The 25,637-nt window shown below is 34.3% G+C and carries 23 protein-coding genes, 2 pseudogenes and 1 riboswitch; of the genes and pseudogenes, 2 read left to right on the top strand and 23 right to left on the bottom strand.

All coding sequences use genetic code 11. The features are described 5' to 3' along the window. Window positions 1–113 precede the first annotated feature (113 nt). The 4 genes from THEWI_RS09035 to cysK all read right to left on the bottom strand — a co-directional run bounded on the left by THEWI_RS09035 (window position 114) and on the right by cysK (window position 5,865). Window positions 114–2,504, bottom strand: coding sequence for a heavy metal translocating P-type ATPase (locus tag THEWI_RS09035; protein WP_014063172.1), 2,391 nt, complete (start codon window positions 2,502–2,504; stop codon window positions 114–116). A gap of 71 nt (window positions 2,505–2,575) precedes the next feature. After that, on the bottom strand, window positions 2,576–3,706 hold the full coding sequence (gene mnmA, locus THEWI_RS09040; protein ID WP_014063173.1) for a tRNA 2-thiouridine(34) synthase MnmA: 1,131 nt from the start codon (window positions 3,704–3,706) through the stop codon (window positions 2,576–2,578). Further along, complete coding sequence (nifS, locus tag THEWI_RS09045) at window positions 3,703–4,857, bottom strand: cysteine desulfurase NifS (protein WP_014063174.1); 1,155 nt, start codon at window positions 4,855–4,857, stop codon at window positions 3,703–3,705. Before nifS ends, mnmA begins: the two co-directional genes overlap by 4 nt. A 69-nt stretch (window positions 4,858–4,926) precedes the next feature. Next, window positions 4,927–5,865, bottom strand: coding sequence for a cysteine synthase A (gene cysK, locus THEWI_RS09050; protein ID WP_014063175.1), 939 nt, complete (start codon window positions 5,863–5,865; stop codon window positions 4,927–4,929). A gap of 148 nt (window positions 5,866–6,013) precedes the next feature. On the opposite strand from cysK, the gene THEWI_RS13930 reads away from it, so the two are divergent. Both THEWI_RS13930 and THEWI_RS13935 read left to right on the top strand, forming a co-directional pair. Next, the gene (locus tag THEWI_RS13930) at window positions 6,014–6,262 is read left to right on the top strand and encodes a PAS domain-containing protein (protein WP_083820900.1); all 249 of its coding nucleotides are present in this window, start codon (window positions 6,014–6,016) and stop codon (window positions 6,260–6,262) included. 192 nt (window positions 6,263–6,454) lie between these two features. Beyond that, window positions 6,455–6,607, top strand: a complete 153-nt coding sequence (locus tag THEWI_RS13935; protein ID WP_003870552.1) for a DUF1540 domain-containing protein — start codon at window positions 6,455–6,457, stop codon at window positions 6,605–6,607. Window positions 6,608–7,025: 418 nt separating this feature from the next. Here the strand turns inward: THEWI_RS13935 and copZ are convergent, their stop codons facing one another. The 19 genes and pseudogenes from copZ to THEWI_RS09145 all read right to left on the bottom strand — a co-directional run bounded on the left by copZ (window position 7,026) and on the right by THEWI_RS09145 (window position 25,144). Then, complete coding sequence (gene copZ, locus THEWI_RS09055) at window positions 7,026–7,250, bottom strand: copper chaperone CopZ (protein ID WP_014063176.1); 225 nt, start codon at window positions 7,248–7,250, stop codon at window positions 7,026–7,028. 86 nt (window positions 7,251–7,336) lie between these two features. Continuing rightward, complete coding sequence (locus tag THEWI_RS09060) at window positions 7,337–7,972, bottom strand: VTT domain-containing protein (protein ID WP_014063177.1); 636 nt, start codon at window positions 7,970–7,972, stop codon at window positions 7,337–7,339. A gap of 101 nt (window positions 7,973–8,073) precedes the next feature. Next, a complete protein-coding gene (locus tag THEWI_RS09065; protein ID WP_003868064.1) occupies window positions 8,074–8,430 on the bottom strand; it encodes a DUF134 domain-containing protein in 357 nt (118 codons plus the stop codon). A gap of 67 nt (window positions 8,431–8,497) precedes the next feature. Then, window positions 8,498–11,302 carry a sensor domain-containing diguanylate cyclase/phosphohydrolase gene (locus THEWI_RS09070; protein WP_014063178.1) on the bottom strand — a complete coding sequence of 935 codons (2,805 nt, stop codon included), beginning with the start codon at window positions 11,300–11,302 and terminating at the stop codon, window positions 8,498–8,500. Between the two features lie 119 nt (window positions 11,303–11,421). Next, window positions 11,422–12,108: an anaerobic ribonucleoside-triphosphate reductase activating protein gene (locus tag THEWI_RS09075; protein ID WP_014063179.1), complete on the bottom strand. Its 687-nt coding sequence runs from the start codon at window positions 12,106–12,108 to the stop codon at window positions 11,422–11,424. Then, the gene (locus tag THEWI_RS09080) at window positions 12,105–14,183 is read right to left on the bottom strand and encodes a ribonucleoside triphosphate reductase (protein ID WP_014063180.1); all 2,079 of its coding nucleotides are present in this window, start codon (window positions 14,181–14,183) and stop codon (window positions 12,105–12,107) included. The genes THEWI_RS09075 and THEWI_RS09080 overlap by 4 nt, the downstream gene beginning before the upstream one ends. Window positions 14,184–14,296: 113 nt before the next feature. After that, a riboswitch (cobalamin riboswitch) is annotated at window positions 14,297–14,516 on the bottom strand. Window positions 14,517–14,699: 183 nt separating this feature from the next. Beyond that, entirely contained in the window at window positions 14,700–15,173 is a 474-nt protein-coding gene (locus tag THEWI_RS09085) for a Fur family transcriptional regulator (RefSeq protein ID WP_014063181.1), read from the bottom strand. A 68-nt stretch (window positions 15,174–15,241) separates the two neighbouring features. Next, on the bottom strand, window positions 15,242–15,595 hold the full coding sequence (locus THEWI_RS15280) for an HD-GYP domain-containing protein (protein WP_208854392.1): 354 nt from the start codon (window positions 15,593–15,595) through the stop codon (window positions 15,242–15,244). Between the two features lie 224 nt (window positions 15,596–15,819). Then, window positions 15,820–17,096, bottom strand: a pseudogene (locus THEWI_RS09095) (transposase). 131 nt (window positions 17,097–17,227) lie between these two features. After that, window positions 17,228–17,332 (bottom strand): annotated as a pseudogene (locus THEWI_RS15830) (HD domain-containing protein); the annotation flags it as partial. 21 nt (window positions 17,333–17,353) lie between these two features. Continuing rightward, window positions 17,354–17,491 carry a hypothetical protein gene (locus THEWI_RS15835; protein ID WP_244262200.1) on the bottom strand — a complete coding sequence of 46 codons (138 nt, stop codon included), beginning with the start codon at window positions 17,489–17,491 and terminating at the stop codon, window positions 17,354–17,356. Between the two features lie 244 nt (window positions 17,492–17,735). Beyond that, window positions 17,736–19,781, bottom strand: coding sequence for a ferrous iron transport protein B (gene feoB, locus THEWI_RS09105; RefSeq protein ID WP_014063183.1), 2,046 nt, complete (start codon window positions 19,779–19,781; stop codon window positions 17,736–17,738). A 14-nt stretch (window positions 19,782–19,795) separates the two neighbouring features. Then, complete coding sequence (locus tag THEWI_RS09110) at window positions 19,796–20,038, bottom strand: FeoA family protein (RefSeq protein WP_014063184.1); 243 nt, start codon at window positions 20,036–20,038, stop codon at window positions 19,796–19,798. 1 nt (window position 20,039) lies between these two features. Then, window positions 20,040–20,282, bottom strand: a complete 243-nt coding sequence (locus tag THEWI_RS09115) for a FeoA family protein (RefSeq protein WP_014063185.1) — start codon at window positions 20,280–20,282, stop codon at window positions 20,040–20,042. 516 nt (window positions 20,283–20,798) lie between these two features. After that, on the bottom strand, window positions 20,799–21,401 hold the full coding sequence (locus THEWI_RS09125; protein ID WP_014063186.1) for a DUF1847 domain-containing protein: 603 nt from the start codon (window positions 21,399–21,401) through the stop codon (window positions 20,799–20,801). 179 nt (window positions 21,402–21,580) lie between these two features. Continuing rightward, the gene (tsaA, locus tag THEWI_RS09130) at window positions 21,581–21,997 is read right to left on the bottom strand and encodes a tRNA (N6-threonylcarbamoyladenosine(37)-N6)-methyltransferase TrmO (RefSeq protein WP_004401627.1); all 417 of its coding nucleotides are present in this window, start codon (window positions 21,995–21,997) and stop codon (window positions 21,581–21,583) included. A 133-nt stretch (window positions 21,998–22,130) separates the two neighbouring features. Further along, window positions 22,131–22,883: an ABC transporter ATP-binding protein gene (locus THEWI_RS09135; RefSeq protein WP_014063187.1), complete on the bottom strand. Its 753-nt coding sequence runs from the start codon at window positions 22,881–22,883 to the stop codon at window positions 22,131–22,133. Then, window positions 22,880–23,944, bottom strand: a complete 1,065-nt coding sequence (locus THEWI_RS09140; RefSeq protein WP_014063188.1) for a FecCD family ABC transporter permease — start codon at window positions 23,942–23,944, stop codon at window positions 22,880–22,882. Before THEWI_RS09140 ends, THEWI_RS09135 begins: the two co-directional genes overlap by 4 nt. A 57-nt stretch (window positions 23,945–24,001) precedes the next feature. Further along, window positions 24,002–25,144: an iron ABC transporter substrate-binding protein gene (locus tag THEWI_RS09145; RefSeq protein WP_014063189.1), complete on the bottom strand. Its 1,143-nt coding sequence runs from the start codon at window positions 25,142–25,144 to the stop codon at window positions 24,002–24,004. Between the last annotated feature and the right edge of the window lie 493 nt (window positions 25,145–25,637).

Raw genomic sequence — 25,637 nt, forward strand, 5'->3', positions numbered from 1 at the left:
AATTGCAATTTTAGGAGGAATAATCATCTCAAACAAAGCATTAAACCCAATCAGTCATATGACTGAAGTAGCAACAGAAATAAGCGAAAGAATGAGTTTGGACAATTCCAAACTCATTCCCTAAATCTTCTCAATCTCAAGGCATTTGATACAACTGATACTGAGCTAAATGCCATTGCGCCTCCTGCTATAGCTGGAGTTAAAAGGCCCATTGCGGCAAATGGTATGCCGATTGTATTGTATACAAAAGCCCAGGATAAATTTTGATATATATTTCTCATGGTAGCTTTGCTTAATTTTATGGCGGTCACAATACCCATAAGATTACCACTTATCAACGTTATATCCGAGGTTTCTATCGCCACATCTGTACCTGTACCTATCGCTATGCCAACATCCGCAGTAGCTAAAGCAGGAGCATCATTAATACCATCTCCCACCATTGCAACTACTTTTCCCATTTTTTGAAGCTTCATAACCTCTTCAGCTTTATGTTCTGGCAATACTTCTGCCACCACATTTTTTATACCAACTTGTTTTGCTATTGCCTCAGCAGTCCTTTTATTATCTCCCGTAATCATGTATACTTCGATACCCATAGCTTGTAACTCTTTAATAGCTTTTGCCGAGTCACTCTTTACGGTATCTGCAACAGCTATAATGCCATAAACTCTGTCGTGAGATGCCAATATCATTGCTGTTTTACCTTGTGATTCTAGTTCTGTGACCTTATCTTCAATTGACGTTATATCAATATTTTGTCTGTCCATGAGCCTTCTATTGCCAATATAAAATTCTTTTTCATTTATCGTAATGCATATACCGTAGCCTGGTATAGCCTCAAATTTTTCAGGATCTTCCAATATTTTGAATTTTTCTTTTGCTTTATTAACAATTGCTTGGCCCAATGGGTGCTCAGAATTTTTTTCTGCAATTCCCGCTATTTTTAGTATCTCATCTTCGGTGAAATCTCCAAAAGCTTCTATGTCTGTAACTTCCGGTTCTCCTTTTGTTATCGTCCCAGTCTTATCAAGCACTATTGTCGTTATTTTTCCTGCTTTCTGCAGTTGTTCTCCTCCTTTTATGAGTATACCATTTTCTGCTCCTTTTCCTGTCCCTACCATCACAGAGGTCGGAACTGCAAGTCCAAGGGCACACGGGCATGCAATTACAAGTACTGATACTGCATTTATTATGCCCGCATTAAAATCTCCATGCACAAAATACCAAATTAAAAATGTGGTAGCAGCTATACCCATAACTGTGGGTACAAAAATACCAGAGACCTTATCAGCAATTTGTTGAATTGGCGCTTTTGATCCTTGGGCGTCTTCCACCATTTTAATAATTTGCGATAGTACCGTATCTTTACCCACTTTTGTCGCTTCAAATTTAAACGTTCCTGTTTTATTTATCGTAGCACCAATTACTTCATCACCAACGCCTTTTTCTACAGGAATAGATTCACCAGTTATCATAGATTCATCTATTGTGGAACTACCCTCAACTATTTTTCCGTCAACTGGTATTTTTTCACCCGGCCTTACAACAACGATATCCCCAACTTTGACTTCTTCAATAGGTATATCTAATTCTTGCCCATCCCTTATCACTCTTGCGGTCTTTGCTTGTAGTCCCATAAGGTTTTTTATTGCTTCAGATGTTTTCCCCTTGGCTGTAGCTTCAAGCAGTTTACCCAATGTTACAAGCGTTATAATAACTGCTGATGCCTCAAAATACAAGTAATTGTGTATCTCATGAGAGGGTTTGGTAAATACATTGTACAAACTATAAAAATACGCTGCAGATGTTCCCATCGCTACCAAAGTATCCATATTTGCCGTCATATTTTTTAAATTGTTCCACGCACCCTTATAATATCTAAAACCTACGATAAACTGAACAGGTGAAGATAAAAATACCTGTAACCACGGATTATCAAGTATTCCTCCTGAAATTTTAAACATTCTAAAAACCATTGATATTACTAACGACACAGTTAAAATCGCTGAATATATTACAAGTTTCCTTAATGTATTTATTTCTCTCTCCTTTATCTCTTTTCCTGTATCAATACCTACTCTAGTTTTTTCCTTTGCATCATATCCTATATCTTTTATCGCTTTAATCATTTTTTCTGTATCAACTTCATTTGAATCATATTCGACAATTGCTGTCTCAGTCGCAAAATTAACTGATGCATTGCTTACACCAGGCAGGTTTTTTAAGGTTTTTTCGATTTTGGCAGCGCATGATGCGCAGGACATACCCACAAGTGCAAGCTCTGCTTTATCTTTTATTACACCATATCCTATATCTTCTATTTTTTTCTCAATATCGCATATGTTAATTTTATCTGGATCATATATAACCGTTGCTTTTTCAATCGCAAGATTTACATTTGCATCTAAAACTCCATCTAAGCTTTTAAGCCCTTTTTCTATTTTTGTTGCACAAGCTGCACAAGACATCCCTGTTATTTTTAAATTAGCTTTTTCGGCCATATTTTCATCTCCTCTTCATCTCTCAGTATTTTTATAGGAAATTCTTCCACATAAAAGGAGATTCCGAAATTTTATCTAACTTTTCTTTCTATTGTTCCCCCTCCTACAACAATATCTCCATCATAAAAAACTACTGACTGCCCTGGTGTAATAGCCCTTTGTGGATTGTCAAATTTCACAAAAACCCTCCCATCTTCAAGTGGTCGTATTACTGCATCCTGCTCTTTTGCAGTGTACCGTATCTTTGCTTTTACTCTCATCTCTCCTTCAAGTTTGTCAATTGAAATAAAGTTGTTATTATAGGAAATGAGTTCATCCCCAAATACTTCGTCACCGTATCCTAATACTACCACATTATTTTCTGCATCAATATCGACAACATAGAGGGGTTTGCCAACAGAAATTCCTAAACCTTTCCGTTGTCCTATTGTATAATGTATAATCCCTTTATGATAACCTAAAAATCTACCTCTCGTATCGCGGAATTCTCCTGGTTTTATCTCTTCTTTGGCATTTTCTCTAATAAATTTTCCATAATCATTATCAGTTACAAAACAAATTTCTTGACTGTCTGGCTTTGATGCAACCGGAAGACCTAAATTTTGGGCCAATTTTCTAACTTCATCTTTTTTATATTTACCCAGTGGAAACAAAATATGCTCAAGCTGAGTCTGAGTAAGATTATATAGTACATACGTCTGGTCTTTTGAAGTATCTACAGACTTCTTTAATAAATACCTTCCTCTTTCTTCATCGTACTCTTTAATCGCATAATGGCCCGTCGCTACGTAATACGCATCTATCATCCAGGCTCTTTTCAAAAGTTCTTCAAATTTTATATATTTATTGCAAGCAATACAGGGATTGGGAGTCCTACCTTTCAAATATTCATCTACAAAATAATCTATTACTTTTTCCTTAAAAACATCTTTAAAATTCATTACATAATATTTAATGCCAATCTTATTCGCTACTCTTCTAGCGTCATTAACAGCACTTAATGAACAACAGCCGCCTTCAACTCTTACTGCTTCCTCATCTTTGTCCTGCCATATTTGCATCGTAACACCTATAACCTCATATCCCTGTTCTTTTAAAAGATATGCTGCAACAGAGCTATCAACACCTCCGCTCATTCCCACAACTACTCTGTTGTTTTTCTGCATAGATAAATTCTCTAACCTCCTTGTAGATTCTATCATACAATCTGTGACATTGACCTTAATCTTTTAATAATTTGTGGAAGTACTTCTAAAACCTTGTCTATATCGCTCTCTGTGTTATCTTTACCAATTGTAAGTCTTAACGACCCTCGAGCTAATTCCCTTGATTGCCCAATTGCCAGAAGCACATGAGAGGGCTCAAGTGAGCCAGAAGTGCATGCTGACCCACTGGAAGCACATATTCCAGCCATATCTAAGTTTAAAATAAGGGATTCGCCATCTATTAATTCAAATGATACATTAACATTGCCTGGAAGCCTTTTTGTTGGATGCCCGTTTAACCTCGTATAAGGTATTTTTTCTAATATTCCATTTATAAGTTTATCTCTTAAAAATGTAAGTTTATTTATATGAGAATCTAAATCTTTCGTTATAAGTTCTATCGCTTCCCCCAATCCTACTATTCCTGGAACATTTTCTGTACCTGCTCTTCTATTACTTTCCTGTGTTCCACCTTGTATAAACGAATGAAGCTTTACTCCCTTCTTTATATACAATGCTCCTACACCTTTAGGTCCATATATTTTATGGGCAGAGAGAGATAACAAATCTACATCTAATTTTTTTACATCTATCGGTATATTCCCAACTGCTTGCACAGCATCAGTATGAAAATATATGTTTTTTTCATGAGCTATTTTGACAAGCTCCTCAATTGGCTCTATCGTACCTATCTCATTGTTAGCATACATGATAGAAACAAGGATTGTTTTGTCTGTAATTGCTTTTTTTAAATCCTCGGGCTTTACAAGTCCATATTCATCAACAGGAAGATATGTTACTTTAAAGCCTTCTTTTTCAAGATACTGACAAGTATGAAGTACTGCATGATGTTCAATTTCCGTTGTAATAATGTGATTTCCCCTATCTTTTAATGCATATGCTACACCTTTTAATGCCCAATTATCAGACTCAGATCCTCCACTAGTAAAATATATTTCCTCAGCATCTGCCCCCAGCGCTTTTGCTACTTTTTCCCTCGCTTCTTCAATAGCTTTTTTCGCCTCTTGACCATGTGAATGCAAAGAAGATGGATTTCCAAAAATGTCGCTATAATATGGCAGCATCGCCTCTAATACATTTTTGTCGACTGGAGTAGTTGCCGCATTATCTAAATAAATTTTCTCCACAAAAATCGCCTCTTTCTATTGTTTTTTACGTCTTAGTATATGTTCTGCATTTTTTATTCACAAGGGAGTTCAATATTCAAAAAGTTTGTGCATACTTAAATATCTTTCCCCAGTATCAGGCAACACAGTTACAACTCGTTTTCCTTTCCCGAGGCGATTTGCAACTTCAATTGCCGCAAAAACATTTGCTCCTGAGGAAATACCACAAAGAATTCCTTCCAGTTTTGCAAGTTTCATTGACATTAAAAAAGCATCTTTCTCTTTTACTTTTATAATTTCATCGATAACGTCAAGATTTAGTGTATCAGGAACAAATCCAGCTCCTATTCCTTGTATCTTGTGAGGCCCAGGTTTGCCGCCTGACAATACAGGAGATTCTTCCGGTTCTACTGCAAAAATCTTTATATCTTTGTTATATTGCTTTAAAATCTTTCCTACTCCAGATATCGTCCCACCTGTGCCTACTCCGGCCACAAATGCATCTATTTCTCCATTTGTATCTTTTAATATTTCTTTTGCCGTTGTAAGTTCATGTATTTTTGGATTCGCAGGATTTTTAAACTGATCTAACATTATATAGTCAGGGTTAGATTCTAAAATTTCTTGCGCCTTTTTTATAGCCCCTTTCATGCCTTCAGCACCGGGTGTTAAAACAAGCTCTGCTCCATATGACAAAAGTAAATTTCTTCGTTCTATACTCATCGTATCAGGCATTACAAGAATCAACTTATACCCTTTTACAGCACTTACCATTGCAAGGCCAATGCCAGTATTTCCACTGGTAGCTTCAATAATTGTCCCACCAGGTTTTAATCTCCCTTCTTCTTCAGCCCTTTTTATCATATTTAATGCAATTCTGTCTTTAACACTTCCACCTGGGTTAAAAGACTCTAATTTTACTATGACCTCTGATGCATCTTCTGGAACAATTCTATTTAACCTAACCATAGGTGTATTGCCTATAAGCTGGGTTATATCCTCATAAATTTTGTCTTCTCTTTCAGACATAATTTTTTGCCTCCTTTTAATTCCGAGTATTCCGATAAGAATTATAAATTTCCTCTTTTTAAGGTATCACAATCTTATATCAATGTCAATAGGTTCATTTACGTATCTAAATTGTCATGTTATTAAACATTGTCTGTAAGTTGAAGTAATACATTCGCAAAGAAAGGTTCAATATTGTCATCCACCCGCAAGTGTTCATGTAGTAAAACAACTGCTTCATGACTTTAAGTCAGTCAAAAAACACAAAGATTTCTGGATAAAGATGAGTAACAAATATGTATTTATAAGGTATTTCGCTATAAGAGATAAAAGTGGCGAATACATGGGGACTTTAGAGGTGACACAAGATATTGCTCCTATAAAAGCAATAGAAGGGGAAAAACGACTTATATCTTAGCCTTTATCAAACTTAATGGGCGGTACAAGCCGCTCAAATATCTTTTCCTTAGTCAGAGCAAATCATTTAGTAAAGTTAACACAGATATTTCATAAGTTCCACAAAACATCCTGTTATTTTGTTTATAAAAAAGTATAATAAAATAATATATGCAAATACTATTTTTTGATAATAAAAAGTGAGGTGTGTTACATGTCAGCAGAAAATGTAGTTAAATGTTCAGTAAATACTTGTAGTTACTGGAAAGATATGAAATGTCATGCTCCATCGATTGAAATAAATTCAAAAGTAATGTCTGCAAAAACTAGTGCAGAAACAGAATGCACAACATTTAAACCAAGATAACGCAAAGAAAAGCATTGATATTCTATTCAATGCTTCAGTTTGTTGACAAAGTTAAAAAATATTCAAAGGAGATATTTTGCATCGTCGCTCCGATGTTCCAAAGCGACAAAACTAAAGCTCGACCTTCAGGCTCCGGCAGGGTACCGGGCACAATCGGCATCCATGCCTTAAGGTGCCCGCCTCCGCCATCCCTGGCTTCGGCCCTGCCTACGCCCTCGGTCTTGCTAAGTTTCCCGGCAAGTAAGTAAGCTTGTTTTTTCTATTTTTGCTTTATCAAACTCTCTTACTTGAGTGCCGGGTTGCTTTGTAACAAGTCGCTCCTTATGCAAAATATCTCCTTTACGAAAGTTTGTCTACAGTCTGAAGCATTGATATTCTATTCAATGCTTTTCTTTCACTTTAAATTTTTTAATTTGTATTACACTTCATATCCTGTATCAATAATTGCTTTTTTCATATCATCTACAGAAACTTTGGAAGGATCATATGTTACCGTAACATCACCTTTGTCAAGATCAACAACAGCTTTCGATACCCCATTTAACTTCTTTAGTGCGTTTTCAACAGACATTTTGCAATGGTTGCATGTCATCCCTTTAACATTTATGACAATAGTCTCACCTTTAGTTCCAAACCAGCCCATAATCCATATTCCCCTTTCATAAAATTTAAAATATATTAAATATATTATATCGAAGCAGCACACATTTTATCAAAAAACTTCCTGCATCAACGTTTTTTCCTTTTTAAAAAGCTTACAATTGCGGGTATTAACGATATGACAATTATCGCAATTGTCACCAATCCAAAATGGTCTCTCACTATTTGCAAATTCCCAAAATAGTACCCACCTAAAGTAAAAAGTAAAACCCACAGCGTTCCTCCTAATGCATTGTAAAATAAAAACTTAAAATATCTCATTTGTCCAATACCCGCTACAAAAGGGACAAAAGTTCTAATAATTGGTATAAATCTTCCTACAACAATAGTAATAGAACCATACTTTTCATAAAAGTCACGAGCTTCCAGCAAATGCTCTCTTTTTATTAACCGTAGGTTTTCTCTTTCATAAATTTTTCCCCCCACAAATTTCCCTATATGATAGTTTATTGTATCTCCTAATATGGCAGCAAAGGCCAAAAGTATAACGACATAAAATATATTTAAACTGCCAATTGCTGCAAAAGTCCCTGCTGCAAAGAGAAGAGAATCTCCAGGCAAAAAAGGCGTCACCACAAAGCCAGTCTCAAGGAAAATAATAAAAAACAAAATGCTGTAAGTATATGTGCCATAAGTTTGAATAACACTGCCTAAATACTTATCAAGATGCAATACAATATCAATGAAGTTTTTTATAAGGTCCATTTACTTCATCCTTTCATATATATAGTAACTCTTATTCACAGCATTAATTATACTATATATATGAAAGGTTTTGTAAAAAAATATGAAAATTTAATAGAATTTTAATCTTCTCCACCCCAGTGGCCATGTCTATGTCGCATACCTCTATGACCTCTTTGCTCTTCTTCATAAACTCTGTAATTTCCACCTTCCACTCTTATCGCTTTACCATTAACCAAAGCATCTGCCACTTTTTGTCTAGCAGAATTGATTATTCTAAAAAAGGTAGGTCTCGACACCTTCATCATATCAGCACATTCTTCTTGCTCTAAACCTTCTAAATCCTTAAGCCTTATAGCTTCTAATTCCTCTACTGTTAGTATAACTTCATCTAACATAGACATAGGCACGCCTACTGGTTTAAAATGAGTTACATTTGGTTCACTTCTAACCCATCTGCATTTTGGAGGTCTTGGCATTTTATCACACCCTATTGTTTAATAAATGACGATTACTTTAATATTTTATACTTTTTAAAGAAAAATATCAATCCTTCATAAAGGCTAAAAATTTTTCAACAAGAATAGGGTCAAATTGTATCCCCGCCATCTTTCTAATCTCTTTTAGCGCTTGCTCTTTAGAAAGCCCCTTCTCTTCTTCATCTATCATCTGCACATAAGCATCTACTATAGCCAAAATTCTGCATTCATAAGGAATATCTTCTCCTTTTACACCAAGTGGATAACCTTGTCCATTCCACCATTCATGGTGCATTAAAATCATATCTGCAAGGTGAGCTAAATCAGGGGAAGACATAGCAATTCTATAACCTATTTCACAATGCTTTTGAAATTCAAGTTTTTCTTCTTCATTTAAGTTATCTATATTACTTAGTATTTTATCTGAAATTCCTATCATTCCAATATCATGAAACTCAGCCAAAAGTTCTAAATTTTTTATACGTACTCGAGAAAGTTTTAAATATTCAGCAAAATTCACTAAAACTTCTTTGACGCCCTTTAGGTGCTTTTGTAATCTCGGCTGTCGAATTTCAAACATCTTTAAGATAGAATCTAATACCTTTCTATAGCTGCTTCTTTTGTGAAACAATTTTTCTCTATACATATTATTATCTGCTTCTTTAAAAACTTCCTCCATTTTATCAAAACTATTATTTTTCACAGCATATCCTATTGACATGTTCAAAGCTATGTTGTAGTTCTCAATAGTGAATTTGCTATTTTCAATCACTTTTTTTATTCTGCTAACAATTTTCTCTACAATATCGCTGCTTGTATGAGGCAGTATAATTGCAAATTCATCCCCTCCGATCCTTGCTAAAATGTCCTGCCCTCTAAAGCACTTTCTTAACACTTCAGCCGCTGTTTTTAACAACATATCTCCCGCTTTGTGTCCCATTGTATCGTTGACAAGCTTTAGACCATCTACATCGCATACTATGATTACTGTTGGTATGATATTGTTTTTCTCTATAAATGACATTTTTTCTTCGAAAAAGTTCCTATTATAAAGGCCTGTCAAAATATCGTGAGTACCCATGTGTTCAAGCTTCTCTTCCGCTAATTTCCTTTCTGTTATATCTCTTATTATCGTCATAATAAGCTTTTCATTTTCAAAATCGACACTTACTATATTAGCCTCTACATAAAACTTGCTGCCGTTCTTTCTCTTATGTTGTAAGTTCAGTAAAACCCCCTTTTCAGCTTCAACATCTAACAATTGAGTTAACTCCTCTTTATCACAATTACAAAGCTCAAAAATATCCATATTTAAAAGTTCTTCCATTTCATAGCCATATGCCTCCATTGCAGCTTTATTTACCTCTATAATCTTGCCATTCTCATATTTTGCAAATAAAATTATGTCATTTATATTGTCAAAAAGCAGTTTATATCTTCTTAAAATTTGTTCAGCTTTTTTATTCTCTGTTATATCGTGAGAGATAAAAGATACACCAACATATCTACCTAATTCGTCTTTTAACGCCGCAATTGAAACGAACACATTTATGAATTTCCCATCTTTTCTAATCCTTATTCCCTCATAACTTTTTACTTCTTCTCCTTTCATTAAACTTTTTAAAATATTTTCCATTTTTTCTTTTTCAAAATCTGGAATCAGAGTGTATATGCTCTTACCTATTATTTCCTCGGCTTTATAACCGTATATTTTTTCACAACCTTTATTCCAGGTTTGAATAATACCTTCTAAATTAAAACTTCCTATTCCTTCCGCAGAAGACTTTACAATAAACTCGTATTGCTTTAATAGCTTTTCATACTCTCTTTTATCGCTTATGTCTCTAAAAACCATCACCGTACCTATGACGTTTCCTTTCTCATCTTTTATTGGAGCAGCAGAATCAGCAATAGAAATAACTTGCCCATTTTTTGATATTAAGGCAGTATGATTTGCAAGTCCTGTAATCTCACCAGTTTTTAGAACTTTTTCTATTGGAATTTCTGCCTTCTCTTTTGTATCTTCATTGATTATATTAAAAATCTCATCAATTTTCTTACCTAATACCTCTTCTTCCTTATACCCTGTAAGCTTTTCGGCTGTAGGATTCATAAATTCTATATTGCCATAAGAATCTGTAGCAATAACTCCGTCTCCAATACTCATTAATGTAACCCGAAGCCATTCTTTTTCTTTATTTAAAGATTTCATAAGTTCTTCTTGTTTGTGAAAAATAATAGCTAATATATTGCTTGCAATTTCATAAAATTGCATTAATAAAACAATTGCTAATATAACTTTTAAGGAATACAAAAGGTCAAAGTCAACTAGATAATTTGTCAAATTAAAGTGTTTTATAAGAGGAAAAGTAGCCTCACGAACGCCCATTAAAATAAGTAATATTCCTATTACAAAACTAGAAATCACTTTTGAGGATTTGAAATTTTTAAATATCAACGTACCAGCAAATATACTCATAACCCCTAAAAAAATATACATTGGAATCACAGCCATATAATTACTGCTTCCTAAAATTTTATTTACTGCATACCATCCTAAACTTAGTGAAATAATCCATAAACTCTTTTGCAAAAAATTTACTTCAAAAAAAGATTGAAAACCATAAGTAAACAATATAGAACTTATTACAAGCAAACCATATATTATCATCTGTGACAAAATTGTATTAGGCAAATCCCCATATTCTATTGCATATTCCATGACATATCTTATTAAATCAAAGCCCCATGCACTTCCCCAAAAAAGAATATATTTTTCCTTTTCTGCATTATGCACTAATAAATAAAATATTGCTAAAATCAACAAAATTAATATCTGGTAATTTATTGAAATATTTATATTGCTAACCATCCCATTTCCTCTCTCCCTATAAAAACAAATGTTTCTAAATACATTATAAATCCATTTTTAATTTATGTCCATTATCAAGTTCATTTTTCCGAAAAACAAAAAAGAGAGAGGTACCTCTCTCATTCTCTTATTAATATCTCACCAAATTTTCCATTCAGTTTTTCTTTTATTTTTTTCAAAAAGTTAATATCACAATCTTGAATTCCACTTTTTTCCTTATCCAATATACTTTCAGCATACTTGTACCTTTGCAAAGCATATCTTTTTGCAGGAGAAATCCAATCAGCTAAAGCCTCAAAATCTTCTAAAGTAAGTAGTTTGTCATTTACAGTAGTTCTAAATTCGTAATCTATATGAGAATTTTTAATTATCTCTACACTTTTTTGAATATTATCTATATCTTTTTTATTTTTCAAAAATATGCCATATTTTTCTATTGGAGCTTTTATGTCCATAGCTATATAATCAACAAGCTCTCCTTTTATCAAATCTTCTAAAACCTGTGGCCTTGAACCATTAGTGTCTAATTTGACACTGAAATGTAAATCTTTTATATTTTTTATAAAATTTTTTAATCCTCTCCAAAGAGTAGGTTCCCCTCCTGTGATACATACACCCTCTATGAGGTTTGCTCTTTTTTTAAGATAATTAAAAAAATCTTTTTCACTCCGTATACCTTCTCTTATAGGAATTAGATAACTGTTGTGGCAATAAGGACACTTAAAATTGCAGCCACTTATAAAAACAGTGGCTGCAATTTTTCCTGGGAAATCAATAAAAGAAACAGGCATAAAATCGTATATCATACAACAAATTCCTTTCTGTCCTTGAACTCTTTTTTCTTACCTTCATTCCAATTCTTAACTGGTCTGTAGTAGCCAACAACTCGACTGTAAACTTCACATTCTTTCCCACAATATGGGCACTCAAAATGTTCTCCTGATATATAACCATGGTCCTCACAAATTGAAAAGGTTGGAGTTATCGTGTAATAGGGAAGTCTGTAATTATAAGCTATTTTTTTGACTAAAGCCTTACAAGTAGCTACATCGTTTATACTCTCTCCAATGAACCCATGAAATACCGTACCTCCTGTGTATTTTGTTTGTAACTCTTCTTGCAAGTCTAAAGCAGTAAATATATCTTCAGTAAAGTCCACAGGAAGCTGGGTGGAATTAGTATAGTAAGGCACATCGCTACCAGCAGTTATTATATCTGGGAATAATTCTTTATCTTTTTTAGCTAATCTGTAGGAAGCTCCTTCTGCAGGAGAAGCTTCTAAATTGTACATCATATTTGATTCTAATTGATATTGTTCTAATTTGTGCCTCATAAAATCTAATACTTCAAGAGCAAATTTTCTTCCTTCTTCAGTAGCTATGCTTACTCCCATGAAATTTAATAGCGCTTCATTCATGCCAATAAGTCCTATTGTGTTAAAATGATTTTGCCAGTAATAACCGAATCTTTTCTTTATATCCCTTAAGTAAAATTTCGAATAAGGATAAAGTCCCATTTCAGTCATTTTTTCTAACACTTCTCTTTTTATTTCAAGGCTTGTCTTAGCTATATCCATGAGCCTTTCTAACCTTTTGAAAAATTCCTCTTTTGATTTTGATAAATACCCAATCCTAGGCATATTTATTGTTACGACACCTATTGAACCCGTCAAAGGATTTGCACCAAAAAGTCCTCCCCCTCTTTTTCTCAGCTCTCTGTTGTCCAACCTGAGGCGACAGCACATACTGCGAACATCATTTGGATCCAAATCGCTATTTACAAAATTGCTAAAGTAAGGAAGACCATACTTTGCAGTCATTTCCATTATTTTATCTGCTACAGGGCTATCCCAGTCAAAATTTTTAGTTATATTATAAGTGGGTATTGGAAAAGTGAATATCCTGCCGCTGGCATCTCCCTCCATCATGACTTCTGCAAAAGCCATATTTAGCATATCCATTTCTTTTTGAAATTCTTTGTAAGTTTTGTCCATCAATTGACCGCCAATTATGACAGGTTCATCTGCCATAATCTCCGGTACCACCAAGTCCATAGTTATGTTTGTAAAAGGGGTTTGAAATCCTACTCTTGTAGGCACATTTATATTAAATATAAATTCCTGCAAAGCCTGTTTTACCTCTTTGTAGGAAAGATTATCATAATATATAAAAGGCGCTAAATAAGTATCAAAGTTGGAAAAAGCCTGAGCTCCTGCTGCTTCCCCTTGAAGTGTATAGAAAAAGTTGACAATCTGCCCAAGAGCAGACCTAAAGTGCTTTGGAGGTTTGCTTTGAACTTTTCCTTCTACTCCTGTAAATCCAGAAAGCAGTAAATCTCTTAAATCCCATCCACAGCAATATACAGATAAAAGCCCTAAGTCATGAATGTGCAAATCTCCATTTACGTGGGCATCTCTAACTTCTGGAGGGTATATTTTATTTAACCAGTAATGGGCCGTTATCGTACTGGAAATATGGTTATTTAAGCCTTGAAGAGAATAACTCATATTGCTATTTTCATTTACTCTCCAGTCCTGTTTTCCTATGTATTCATCCACCATTCTTTCAATATCCATAAACATCTTTTTGAATTCTCTTATGTCTTGATGCTGCTTTCTGTATAAAATATAAGCTTTTGCTGCTTTGGCATGACCATATTTTATCAAATATTGCTCTACAATATCTTGAATCTGTTCTACAGTGGCTATCCCTTCAAAATGCTTTTCAACATAGTCTGTAACTTCATCAGCTATTTGCACTGCTTGCTCATACTCCCCTTCTCCTACTGCCTTAAAAGCCTTATATATAGCATTCGCAATTTTAGACTTATCAAATTCAACTTCATTTCCATTCCTTTTTATAACTTTCATAGCAATTTTCATAGTTTAAAACCTCCATTTTTTAACAATTCTTTGGTTAATAATTAAACCTCTTAACTCCTACGGCCAGTTAAGAGGTATACAAAGGTACCTCACCTCCTCTATACACCGTAGAGAAGTGGTAACAAATACAGGCAGGTCTCCTGACTTAGGCTCATCACTCTTTACGCCTTCCCACCCTTCAAACATCGGGGACGGTTCCTTTTGTTTGAACAGGCAGTGGCATAATGTAAAGAGCTCACCATCACAGTGGCGGGACCGTGCAGGACTTTCACCTGCTTCCCTTTTAACCCAATTTTAGCTTCCAAATTGGGCACCTGTATCTGAGAATATTAATTTTTCTACAAAATATAGTGTATAAAAATATTTATAACTCAATATTTAGTATATCATCCCCTTATAAACTTGTCAACAATAAATATTTTTTTAACATCCTCTGTTGTAAAGTGTAGAAAATACCATAAATGAAAACGGCAGGATTTTCCTGCCTTCTCCTAAAAATTATTAATTTCGCCAATATTAATGTTTCTCATTTTTTGGAGTTTTTTTGCATTTACTACATATTCCATAAAAATTTAATTCTCCATAATATACGTCGAAATCATATTTTTTATCTATCATTTTTATATACTTAATCAAATCAGGACTGTAATATTCGTCTATATTACCACAATATTTGCAAATTAAATGAGCGTGAATCTTTTTCTTGTTAAACATTTTAAGCTCATAGTACTTTTTGGTTCCTATTATATTTTCTGATAATATTCCTTTGTCTACAAAAATTTTTAAATTCCTATAAAGAGTTGCTACACCATAATGGGACCATTCTTTCTTTGCTTCTTGGTAAAGGGTGTCAAAGTCAAAATGTGTATCGGGATTTTTTAAAAACACATTTAGTAAGATTTGTCGCTTTTCAGTTATTTTTAAACCATTTGCTTTCAAAGCCTTTATTAAAAGAGACATTAAATCATTTTTACTTTTAATATCATTCATAATGAATCACCAAATTTCAAACATATGTTCAATTTAAATATACACCTTTTATTGACATATGTCAATAACTATTTGTACATTTTTCTCCACTTATCCCACAATATTTCATCTATTTCCTCCACTAATACCGGATCAAACTGTGTACCTTTATTGAAAATGATTTCTTCTCTTATCTCTCCCCAATCTAGCGGGCTTCTATAAGGTCTTTTGGAAGCCATGGCATCTATACTGTCACAGATAGCAATTATTCTTGCTCCCAAAGGAATAGTTAAACCTTTTAATCCTTCAGGATATCCCTTCCCATCCCAGCGCTCATGATGATAAAGAACTATTCTAGCGATTTCTTTAAGTCTACTGGATCTGGTTAGAATATTGTAACCTATCACAGGGTGAGTCTTTATAATCTCAAATTCATGAGGCAATAGTTTACCTTTTTTATTTAATAGGGATGTGCAAAATTAATAAAAATAGTCACGACAAAAAACCAAAATATGTATGACATACAATATATAGTAATCAACACTGACAATTAAACATAAAGGAAGTGGTAAGGGAAAAGAAAAGACAAAAAGAGGGCTAAAAAAGGGTATAAATATCCTGTAGAAGTCAAATGTTAAAAAATGACATGAACTAGATTCAGTAAAAGTTAAGCCGATTGCATCAAAGCAACGAGAGATCTAAACTCATCATATTTGCCCAATTTAATAGCTACAATAGCGACAGTGAGTAAAGTAATATGGCCAAAAGTATTAAGGTTGCTCACAGAATTAATATTTCTAACATAAGCCTTTTCAAAATCCAGAGCTTTAAAGCTAAATTTATCTTTCTGATTCAATTCTCAATCTATAGACAGCTTTAAAATATAGGGAGTCTCTATTAATAGAAGACCTATAATCAGAAGATATAATAGCATACTTAGTACAGCCTCTATGCTTTTTGCCATTAAAATATTTAGGATGCTTTATAGGGCAGGCAGAGTCATCTTTAGAATTACAGAACTTGCAAACAAATTTTTGCTTAATAAAACCATCAAAATACTGCTTGCCGTCTTTGAGCATTTTAATACCTGCTTCACAAACCATATAACCATCATCAGTCAGTGGGGGACTTTTAGAATTACGCTTGTTAAGAGGAATAAAACAATGACCATGGAGAGTATCTCTAACAAAATTATAAACTCTCTTAACATCATACCCCTTATCGGCAATAAAATTAACATACTTAAGGTTAAACCACTTATTAGTCTTTTCAAGTAAAGACAAAGCAACTTCAAAAATCAGGGACATCAGCGGGAGTAGTAGTTTCAGCGATAGGTAATCCAGAGATAGCATCAACAATAATATGATTTTTATAGCCCCAATAAAACTTATAACGTTTATTAGAAGAATCATTAGAAGCAGAATAAACGCCTAATTTACAATCCTTATCAGACTTAGGCTGATTATCTTTAGAGAATTTATTTTTAGAAAAAGACTTAGGGTTATTTAACTTAGTGTTAGCTTTAATAGGGGTAGAGTCCATGGAAATAAACTCACCAGAGATAATGCCCATATTTTTGAGGATATTGACTTGATTTTGAAAGATAGAGGTCAAATAATCATGAGAGAACTCATTAATAAAACGGCGGAAAGTCCAATAAGAAGGAAGAGGTTTAAGGATGTTAAAGCCACAAAGATGAGCAATGATAAGATTATTGCGGAGATAATCTAAAAGGTCAGAAATTGTACCGAATCTTTCAGCTTTCATAACAATAAAAGCTCTAAACATTGCATGATGAGAATAACCCTTACGGCCAGGACTAGAGGAAGGGAATTCAGGTATTGAAGACAAGTCTAGATTTTTAAACATAGAAGAATAGAAATCAATTTTAGACAGAGAAGTAAAGAGTTCAGGTATATTTAAAAGTAATTGAAGCTGGTACATGTAGGATTTCCCCCTCCTTAAAAAATATTTTCATGCGGTATATATAATAATTCGACAAATGGGAGGGGAAATCCTACATAAAAGATAAAAAATTCAAGAGTGATAGGGAAAAAATATGTCTGCAAAGTGGCTTAAATGAAGGCTTTTGAATTTTGCACAAGTCTATTTTTATTTAATATTTGATCTGAAATGCCAATTTTCCCTATGTCATGTAAATGGGCAGCGATATGTACTTTCTCAAGTTCTTTACCTCTGAGTCATATTTTTCGCGCTAAATCTTCTGTCATATCAGCAACTCTTGTAGAATGCCCCTTTGTATAAACATCTCTTGCTTCTAATGCAGCAATTAAGCACTCAACAATATCATGGTAGAACTTATTTGTTTTTCTAAACATTTATTTTCCTCCTTTGTTAAATTTCAAAAAAAGCAATCCCATTATAAATTGGGATTGCTTCTTTTGAGTATATACTCTATATTTTTTACAGGGCAGTTGCCGCAAGAATTCTTGTAATTAGAACAATATGCACATGACTTCGAACTAAGCTGTTTTTTTAACTCTTTATATATCACAAAAACAGATAAAACACCCAGTAAACCTAAAACAATTGTTTCTACCATACAAATCTATCCTTTCAAAATCAATTAAGTCCTAAAAGTTTTCCACCTTGATACACAATCACAGCCATAAGCCATCCCAACACAAGGGTGTATCCAACTGCGAAAGCAGTCCATTTCCAGGAATTTGTTTCTCTTTTAATAGCTCCAATTGTTGCAACACAAGGAATATAAATCAAGGTCATTACCATAAAGGCATATGCAGAAAGTGGGGTAAAGTTTTGGCGGATTGCCTCTGTTAGTGCAGCCCCTTCAGCTCCATATACAACCCCAAAAGTTCCAACAACTACTTCTTTTGCCAAAATGCCAAATATAAGGGCTGATGCCGCTTCCCACTTTCCAAAACCGGCTGGCTTTAAAATTGGCGCAATCAAAGACCCTATTCGGCCTATTAAGCTGTTTTCACTGGCATATTCCACTCCAACAGGTAAATTTGAAAGTACCCATATAAGGATTACAACGCTCACAATTATCGTACCTGCTTTTTTAATAAACTCACTTCCTCTTTCCCACATGTGAATAAAAAGCCCTTTTAAAGTAGGAATTCTATATGGAGGCAACTCCATAACAAAATGAGAAGTTTTTCCTTTAAAAAGGTATTTTTTAAACAATTTTGCTACTATTATTGCAAGAACAATTCCCAATAAATATATAGAAAATACTACCAATCCTTGATTTGCAGTAAAAAACGCCCCAGCAAATAACACATAAACAGGAAGCCTAGCAGTACAGGACATTAACGGATTTATCAAAATAGTTATAAGCCTATCTTCTTTGTTTTCTAATGTCCTTGTAGCCATTATACCTGGCACATTACATCCAAAACCTATAATCATAGGAATAAAAGACTTCCCATGTAAACCAAGTGCATTCATTAATCTGTCCATCACATAAGCTGCACGAGCCATATATCCACTGTCTTCTAAAATAGATATAGCAAAAAACAGTAAAAATATTGGAGGTATAAATACAAGAACTGAACCTATACCACCTATAAGCCCATCAGTTATAAAAGAAGCCACTACCTCTGGAACTCCAATATTTGCTAATACAGTATTTGTAACTTCTCCCAACCACCCAAAAAATGTCTCTATCCAGCCTACTAAAGGATCTCCAATAACAAAGGTAAATTGGAAAACTCCCCACATTGCCAGTAGAAAAATGGGTATCCCTAAATAACGATTTGTAACAATTTTATCAATTTTATCCGAAAGGGTATACCTGTCTTCTACTGTATAGTGTTTTCTTACGCATTCTTTTATAATGCCAGATATAAAACCGTATCTTTTGTCAGCTATAAGAATTTCTGCATCTTCTCCCAATACCTCTTCTAAATACTTTTTGCTCTCTTTTAATTGAGACAAAATATCTTTATAATTTTCTATCTCTTTTATGATGTTTTCATCATTTTCTAATAATTTTACAGCCAACCAGCGTGCCAAAAATCTTTTTGTTAAATTTTCTTCTTTCTCAATCAATTTTTTTAACTTATCAATTTCTTCTTCTATCTCTTTTCCATAATCAACTTTATAAACCTCTTTTTCTTTGCTTTCATAAACTTTCAAAACAGCTTGTAAAAGCTCCTTTATCCCTACATTCTTTGTCGCAACAGTAGGGATAACAGGTATTTTTAAAAGTTTTGATAGTTTCTCCACATCTATTTGGATGCCTTTAGCTTTTGCCTCGTCATACATGTTTAATGCTAGTACCACATTAGCATTCATTTCTAAAAGCTGCATTGTCAAATACAGATTTCTCTCTAAATTAGTAGCATCAACTACATTTACAACCACATCGGGCTTATCGTAAATAATAAAATTGCGAGCTACGACTTCATCTTCTGTATAAGCTCCTAAACTATAGGTACCAGGAAGGTCTACAACATTGATATCTACACCCTCAAATTTTAATTTCCCTTCCTTCTTCTCTACTGTAACTCCTGGCCAATTCCCAACATGTTGCCTTGAGCCAGTCAAATCGTTGAATAAAGTTGTTTTACCTGAATTAGGATTGCCAGCTAAAGCAATTACAAGCTCCCTTCTTCCCTGCAAGGTAGATACCTCTCCCATCCTTATCCTCCTTTTTATCTTTCTTCCACCATAATTTTTTGAGCCATTCCAAAGCCTAAAACCATTCTACTTTCACCTAATGCTACAATAAGAGGCCCGATATCATTTTTTATTACTCGTATAACAGCTCCTCTAATAAGCCCCATATCCGTAAGCCTTCTTCTAATGCTTTCTCCTCCAACAACATCCACAATAACAGCATTCTTTCCTGCTGGAAGCATGGCTAATGGCACTATTATCCCTTCTTTCCCTATCAATTTACATCACCTCTACTTCTATCAAAGCTACTTCACTCTTTCTAAGACTTAAACGATAGCCCAAAACTGTAACTTCTATTGGGTCTCCTAAGGGTGCAACGCCTTCTACTTTCAGTTCAGTCCCTAGAATGACTCCCATGTCTGTAAGCCTTCTCCTTAAATCTCCTTTAGCTGCAATTTTAACAACTATTGCTTTTGTACCTATTGGCAATTTATTTAAGGTAGTTACATTTTGAGTCCCCATAATTTCCGCCTCTTTTCCTATGGTTTATCTGTTTTAATAAATTACTTGAACAATCACTTTTTCAAAAGCAATTATGTATGAAACATGTTGAAAATTAATTACAAATGATATTGATAATATTTCTCATTATCTATATAAAAGATTACCACATATCTTACTTTAAGTCAATATAAAAAAGACACCCGCACATCTTCTGCGGATGTCCCAGACTATAGACAAACTTTCGGAAAGTAGATATTTTGCATAAGGAGTGACTTGTGACAAAGCGTTAACAAAACTTAGCGAGACCGAGGATGGAGGCAGGGCCGCAACCTTGTGATGGCGGAGGCGGGCACCTGAGACAGGATGTCGAATGTGCCCGGGACCCTGCCGAAATCCGAAGGTCGAGCTTTAGCTTTGTCGCTTTGGAACTCCGGAGCGACGATGCAAAATATCTGCTTTTAAAAATTTTTGACTTTGTCAAAAAGCTGAGACAGCCGTCTTCTGCGGATGTCCCGTTTTTTATAAACCCTAGTGTTATACATTAACAGCTTCTAATCCTTTTACAGGACAATGGGAGTATTTTCTATCCTTTGCTACTAAAGTTGTTACTAATCCTTTAGAATATTTATTAAAAAGTATGTCATGCCCTACGCAAAGTCCTATCACTACATTAAGTTCTGTATTTTCTTGGTTCATTATCTCTGCCTGTGTTATAGGATTGCAAGTAGCAACAAATCCCTCTTTATCTTTTTGAATGTCTATATCTTCTATATCAATAGAACCGACTTTACAGCAAACAGGAACAATTTTTAAATCATATTGTTCTAATAATTTTACAAATTGTTTCGCTTCTTTACTCGTAGAATAACAAAATGCAACGCCAATAGTTTTAAATCCCATCTGCTTAATAAACTCTATTATTTCTTCTGCCCTACTTCTCAATTCTCCATTTTCCTTCTTAGGAAGAGTATTGGCGAAGTTCATTATCTTATGAACCATTTCATCTTGTTTGTATATCGCAACTGACTGTTCTACAATATCTCTTTTTTCAATAGTAGGACAATTTTTAGGAAAATTCCCCTCCCCTTTAGCACAAGGCTTTTTTGGACATACTCCACAGGTATAAATTGACTTCATTTTATTCACCTCTTGTATACTGTATACAATATTCGCTAAAAAAATTATAGCATATCCCTCTCCCCTGTGCAAGGGGGTTATTCTTCAAAGCAATCTATACAGACCTTTTTCCCGTCTTTAAATCTTATCTCATTCTCCGCAGCGTATTGCCACATATTTTAACTGTATTGAAGGGTATATTACAATGTATCCTCTGGACCTTTTATGCTGTCAAGTTCATAAACATAAGGCTTTATATCCAGTATAGGACTTCCATCTAAGGCATCCACACCTTTTACATAAAGTTTATTTCCTTCAATTTTTACAAGGTCAGCCACACAAAAAGCTATAGGGTTTGGCCTTGAAGGAGAACGAGTGGCAAATACTCCTTTTATCTCTGGCCCCCATGGAGTGGCAGTTTTTATGACATCTCTTTTCCCTAAATGGCACCAGTAAAGAACTATTATGTGCTTTTTACTCTCTATATCCTGAAGCCCTTCTTGAAACTCAGGATATATTTCCAACACTGCTTCCTTATCGCTCACCCTTCCTTGATGAGGCGCTTCCCCTCTCTTTTTATAGGGACTGTGTATCACACCTATAGGTATCAATTCCACGTCAATTATCCCTTCCTTTCCGTTAAAGTGGAATGAAAGTTCAGACGGAAGGAACCGTCCCCCTTGTCTGTATAAGGACTGTGAATAATTCCTATTGGTATTAAATCCAAGCTAAACTACCCCTTTCTACAATTTAGAGCGGTATAACTATTGGTATATTACGGCATTTTTCTACTGCAACAGGTATACCATAAACAGCTTCTATATTTTCCTCAGTCATGACTTCCATTCCACCATAGGCAAAAATGGTATTATCTTTTAAAAGTAAAAATTTATCAGAAAATCTAAGTGCCAAATTTAAATCGTGGCTTATAACAATTGCTGCTATATTTTGCTCTTTCACCGTCTCTTTTATAATTCTCAAAACCTCGATTTGGTTTTTCAAATCCAAATTATTTGTCGGCTCATCCAAAAGCATTACAATAGGTTGCTGTGCTAAAGCCCTCGCTATGACTACCTTTTGCAATTCTCCTCCACTTAACTCATTTAAATAGCACAGTGATAATTTTTCTAAATCAAATTTTTTTAACACCTCATTTACAATCTTTATATCCCTTTCAGTCACATCCCACTTTATATGAGGTTTTCTTCCTAAAAGTACCGCATCAAATACAGTAAATCGACCATTCTCATTCCTTTGCGCCACATATCCTATTCTTTTAGCTACCTCTATTCTACTTAATTTTGAAATTTCATCTTTTTCGATATATATTGCTCCTTTGTGAGGTTTTAGAATTTTATTTATACACTTCAAAAGAGTAGATTTCCCCGCCCCATTGTTTCCTAAAATAGAAAGTAACTCCCCTCTTTGAAGATTAAATTTAACATCTTTTAAAACGGGTACACTGGTATAACTGAATTCAATACCATCTATATCTAAAATCATCTCTTATACCCCCTTGAAAGCACATAGAGGAAAACCGGTGCTCCCAAAAAGGAGGTTATAGCGCCCACAGGTAATACTACCGGTGAAATAATAGTTCTGCCTAAAGTGTCTGATGCTAAAAGTATTAAACCTCCCATTACAGAAGAAGCAGGAATCAAAAATCTATGGTCTCCTCCAATTAATCTCCTCATTATGTGAGGTCCAACAAGTCCAATAAAGCCTATAATTCCTACAAAAGAGGTAATAACGGCAGCAATTAAAGAAGAGACAAACATGCCCAATAATCTTACTCTTTCCACGTCAACTCCAAGACCTTTTGCCGTTTCTTCTCCACTGTCTAAAGCATTATAGTTCCATCTGTTAAACATAAAATATATCAGAGAAATACCTACAACTACAGACATTATACCTAAATCTTTCCATGATGCCCTTCCTATATCTCCAAATGTCCAAAAAACTACAGAAGCCACTTTTACATCATCAGCAAAATACTGCAAAATCATAGTAACAGCTGAAAACAAAGACCCTAAAGCTACTCCTGCCAAAACCATCGCTTCAGGAGTTACTCTAAAGCTTTTTGCCAACATCAATACAACTACTGTCGAACCCATTGAACCCAAAAAAGCAAAAAGGACTACTAAATATGGATTATTTATAATTACAGAATCAGGGTTTGTAGTACTACCTGCTCCAAATGCAATGATAGCTACTGCCGCTCCAAAAGCAGCCCCTTGGGAAATACCTAAAGTAAAAGGAGAAGCTAGGGGGTTTCTCAGAATGCTTTGGGTTACACATCCTGCAACAGATAAACCAATTCCCGCCACAATTGCTGATAAAATTCTTGGCAACCTAATGTTCCAAACTATGATATGAAATCTCTCTTCTCCCTTACCTAATAACGCTTTTATGACATCATAAGTACCAATACCAGCAGAGCCTGCATTTATAGCATATATTACAAGTACAAGTATAACCAAAGCTGTTAAAGATATAATCAATATTTTTCTTTTTATATATTTGTTATAACTATCCGGTACAGTATCTACAAATGACTGTCTCAAGGCTTCATCCCCTTATCTTTGTAATTCCCCGCTTTTAGTGGAGGAATTTATTTTACACTAAAATTTAATTTTTTCAAAGCCACCGTACACTTCTTTCATCTTATCATAAACACTTTTTCCAGCTTCTCCAAAGAATAAGGTGTAAATTTCCTTAGCCTTTTCTACAGGGTCAATATCTTTAAATTGTTCAGGATAAAGGACTTTTCCTACCCAATAAGAATCTGCTAAAGCTGTATCAATATTTGTATTATACTGATTGTACGGCAAAATGCCGTATACATTGCCATTTTTTATTGCCTTTAAGCTTTTATAAAAGATAGGATTCTTCTGATAATCCTGTTTTACCAAGTCAAAATTTCCTTCATCAATGAACATTATATCAGGATTCCAAGCCAATAATTTCTCTCTTTCTATCATAACGCTTCCTTTTTGCCCTAAAGTATCAGCTACATTTTTTACATTTACATCCATAAAAGGAGGATAATTACTTTGTGTACTCTCTATGCCATGGTCACCTTTAAATCCTAACGCACCTATATAGACAGATGGCTTTTTATCCTCTGGTATATTCTTCGTTCTATCCTGTAACTCTTTTTGAACTCCTTTTATGTAGTCCACTACTTCTTTGGCTCTATCCTCTTTTCCCATAATCTTTCCTATAATCTCTAGCGAGGTATATACATCCTCTTCAAAAGTCCCGAGTTTCCCATAGCTTAAAACTACCACAGGAATTCCTGTTTTAGCTTGTAAATTGTCAGCTTTGGCTTTGTCGAGCAAAGATATCACAAAAATAACATCTGGATTTACTTCCACTAATTTTTCTGCGTCTGGCGTAGAATCAGGACCTCCTTGCCCAATAGTTGGAAGTTGTACTAATTTCTCTTGAAAAATCATGTTGTAGGCTCTACCATTTACAACTTTTTTATCTATGTTTTCTACTCCTACGACTCTATCAATCCCATCTATATAGGTTATAAGTCTTAAAGCTCCTGGACCTATACCTACTACTTTATGTACTGGAGTCTTTATCTCTACATGTCTTCCGATTAAATCTGTAACTGTAATTGTTTGAACTGTTCCCTTGGAAGTTTGAGAAGTTTGAAATTGATTTTGTGAAGCTTTACTACAAGCTGTCAAAGAAATGACAATCGCTAACAAAATAGCAACTATCCCATTAAATTTCTTTAATTGTTTTGACACTAATTACCCCTCCCTCTATTATCTTTTATTTTCTCTTAATATCTTAGTTTTTCTTTAAATTTCTCATTACAACAAGAGCATCTCATGGCTTATATTATCATTTATTACTTATTTAACCATTAAATAGGTAAGTTTAATAAACCTCATATCTTATTTCCATATTATGGCGGGATAGCTCCACTTATCTCATGGGGTTTACCCTCCCATGTCTCACTGGATCTCTGTCCTTAATTCCTTCGTTCTACCTGCCATGAGGTGGATGTCATTTCTGCTCCATTGCAGGGTCTTTGCCCGTATGGTGATTATTCTTGTATGACAATTCCCGCTCTTGTTGTCAATATCCCATCTCTTGATTACTTGTTTTTATTTTATTCCTTCCGTTACCTTTTATATAACGTCGTTCATACTTTCGCTTTCCCTAAAAATTGATTTCTTCTTAAGGGTCAGCTCTTTAGATGTGATTAAGTTAAAGCTGAAGAAAAGATGATTAACC

Source organism: Thermoanaerobacter wiegelii Rt8.B1, from assembly GCF_000147695.2.
In the GTDB taxonomy this organism is placed as follows: domain Bacteria; phylum Bacillota; class Thermoanaerobacteria; order Thermoanaerobacterales; family Thermoanaerobacteraceae; genus Thermoanaerobacter; species Thermoanaerobacter ethanolicus.

Coding starts and splice junctions, on each gene's coding strand:
- THEWI_RS09035 (WP_014063172.1), bottom strand. CDS start 2,504: ATGGCCGAAAAAGCTAATTTAAAAATAACAGGGATGTCTTGTGCAGCT.
- mnmA (WP_014063173.1), bottom strand. CDS start 3,706: ATGATAGAATCTACAAGGAGGTTAGAGAATTTATCTATGCAGAAAAAC.
- cysK (WP_014063175.1), bottom strand. CDS start 5,865: ATGTCTGAAAGAGAAGACAAAATTTATGAGGATATAACCCAGCTTATA.
- THEWI_RS13935 (WP_003870552.1), top strand. CDS start 6,455: ATGTCAGCAGAAAATGTAGTTAAATGTTCAGTAAATACTTGTAGTTAC.
- copZ (WP_014063176.1), bottom strand. CDS start 7,250: ATGGGCTGGTTTGGAACTAAAGGTGAGACTATTGTCATAAATGTTAAA.
- THEWI_RS09060 (WP_014063177.1), bottom strand. CDS start 7,972: ATGGACCTTATAAAAAACTTCATTGATATTGTATTGCATCTTGATAAG.
- THEWI_RS09065 (WP_003868064.1), bottom strand. CDS start 8,430: ATGCCAAGACCTCCAAAATGCAGATGGGTTAGAAGTGAACCAAATGTA.
- THEWI_RS09070 (WP_014063178.1), bottom strand. CDS start 11,302: ATGGTTAGCAATATAAATATTTCAATAAATTACCAGATATTAATTTTG.
- THEWI_RS09075 (WP_014063179.1), bottom strand. CDS start 12,108: ATGATATACGATTTTATGCCTGTTTCTTTTATTGATTTCCCAGGAAAA.
- THEWI_RS09080 (WP_014063180.1), bottom strand. CDS start 14,183: ATGAAAATTGCTATGAAAGTTATAAAAAGGAATGGAAATGAAGTTGAA.
- THEWI_RS09085 (WP_014063181.1), bottom strand. CDS start 15,173: ATGAATGATATTAAAAGTAAAAATGATTTAATGTCTCTTTTAATAAAG.
- THEWI_RS15835 (WP_244262200.1), bottom strand. CDS start 17,491: ATGTTTAGAAAAACAAATAAGTTCTACCATGATATTGTTGAGTGCTTA.
- feoB (WP_014063183.1), bottom strand. CDS start 19,781: ATGGGAGAGGTATCTACCTTGCAGGGAAGAAGGGAGCTTGTAATTGCT.
- THEWI_RS09115 (WP_014063185.1), bottom strand. CDS start 20,282: ATGGGGACTCAAAATGTAACTACCTTAAATAAATTGCCAATAGGTACA.
- THEWI_RS09125 (WP_014063186.1), bottom strand. CDS start 21,401: ATGAAGTCAATTTATACCTGTGGAGTATGTCCAAAAAAGCCTTGTGCT.
- THEWI_RS09135 (WP_014063187.1), bottom strand. CDS start 22,883: ATGATTTTAGATATAGATGGTATTGAATTCAGTTATACCAGTGTACCC.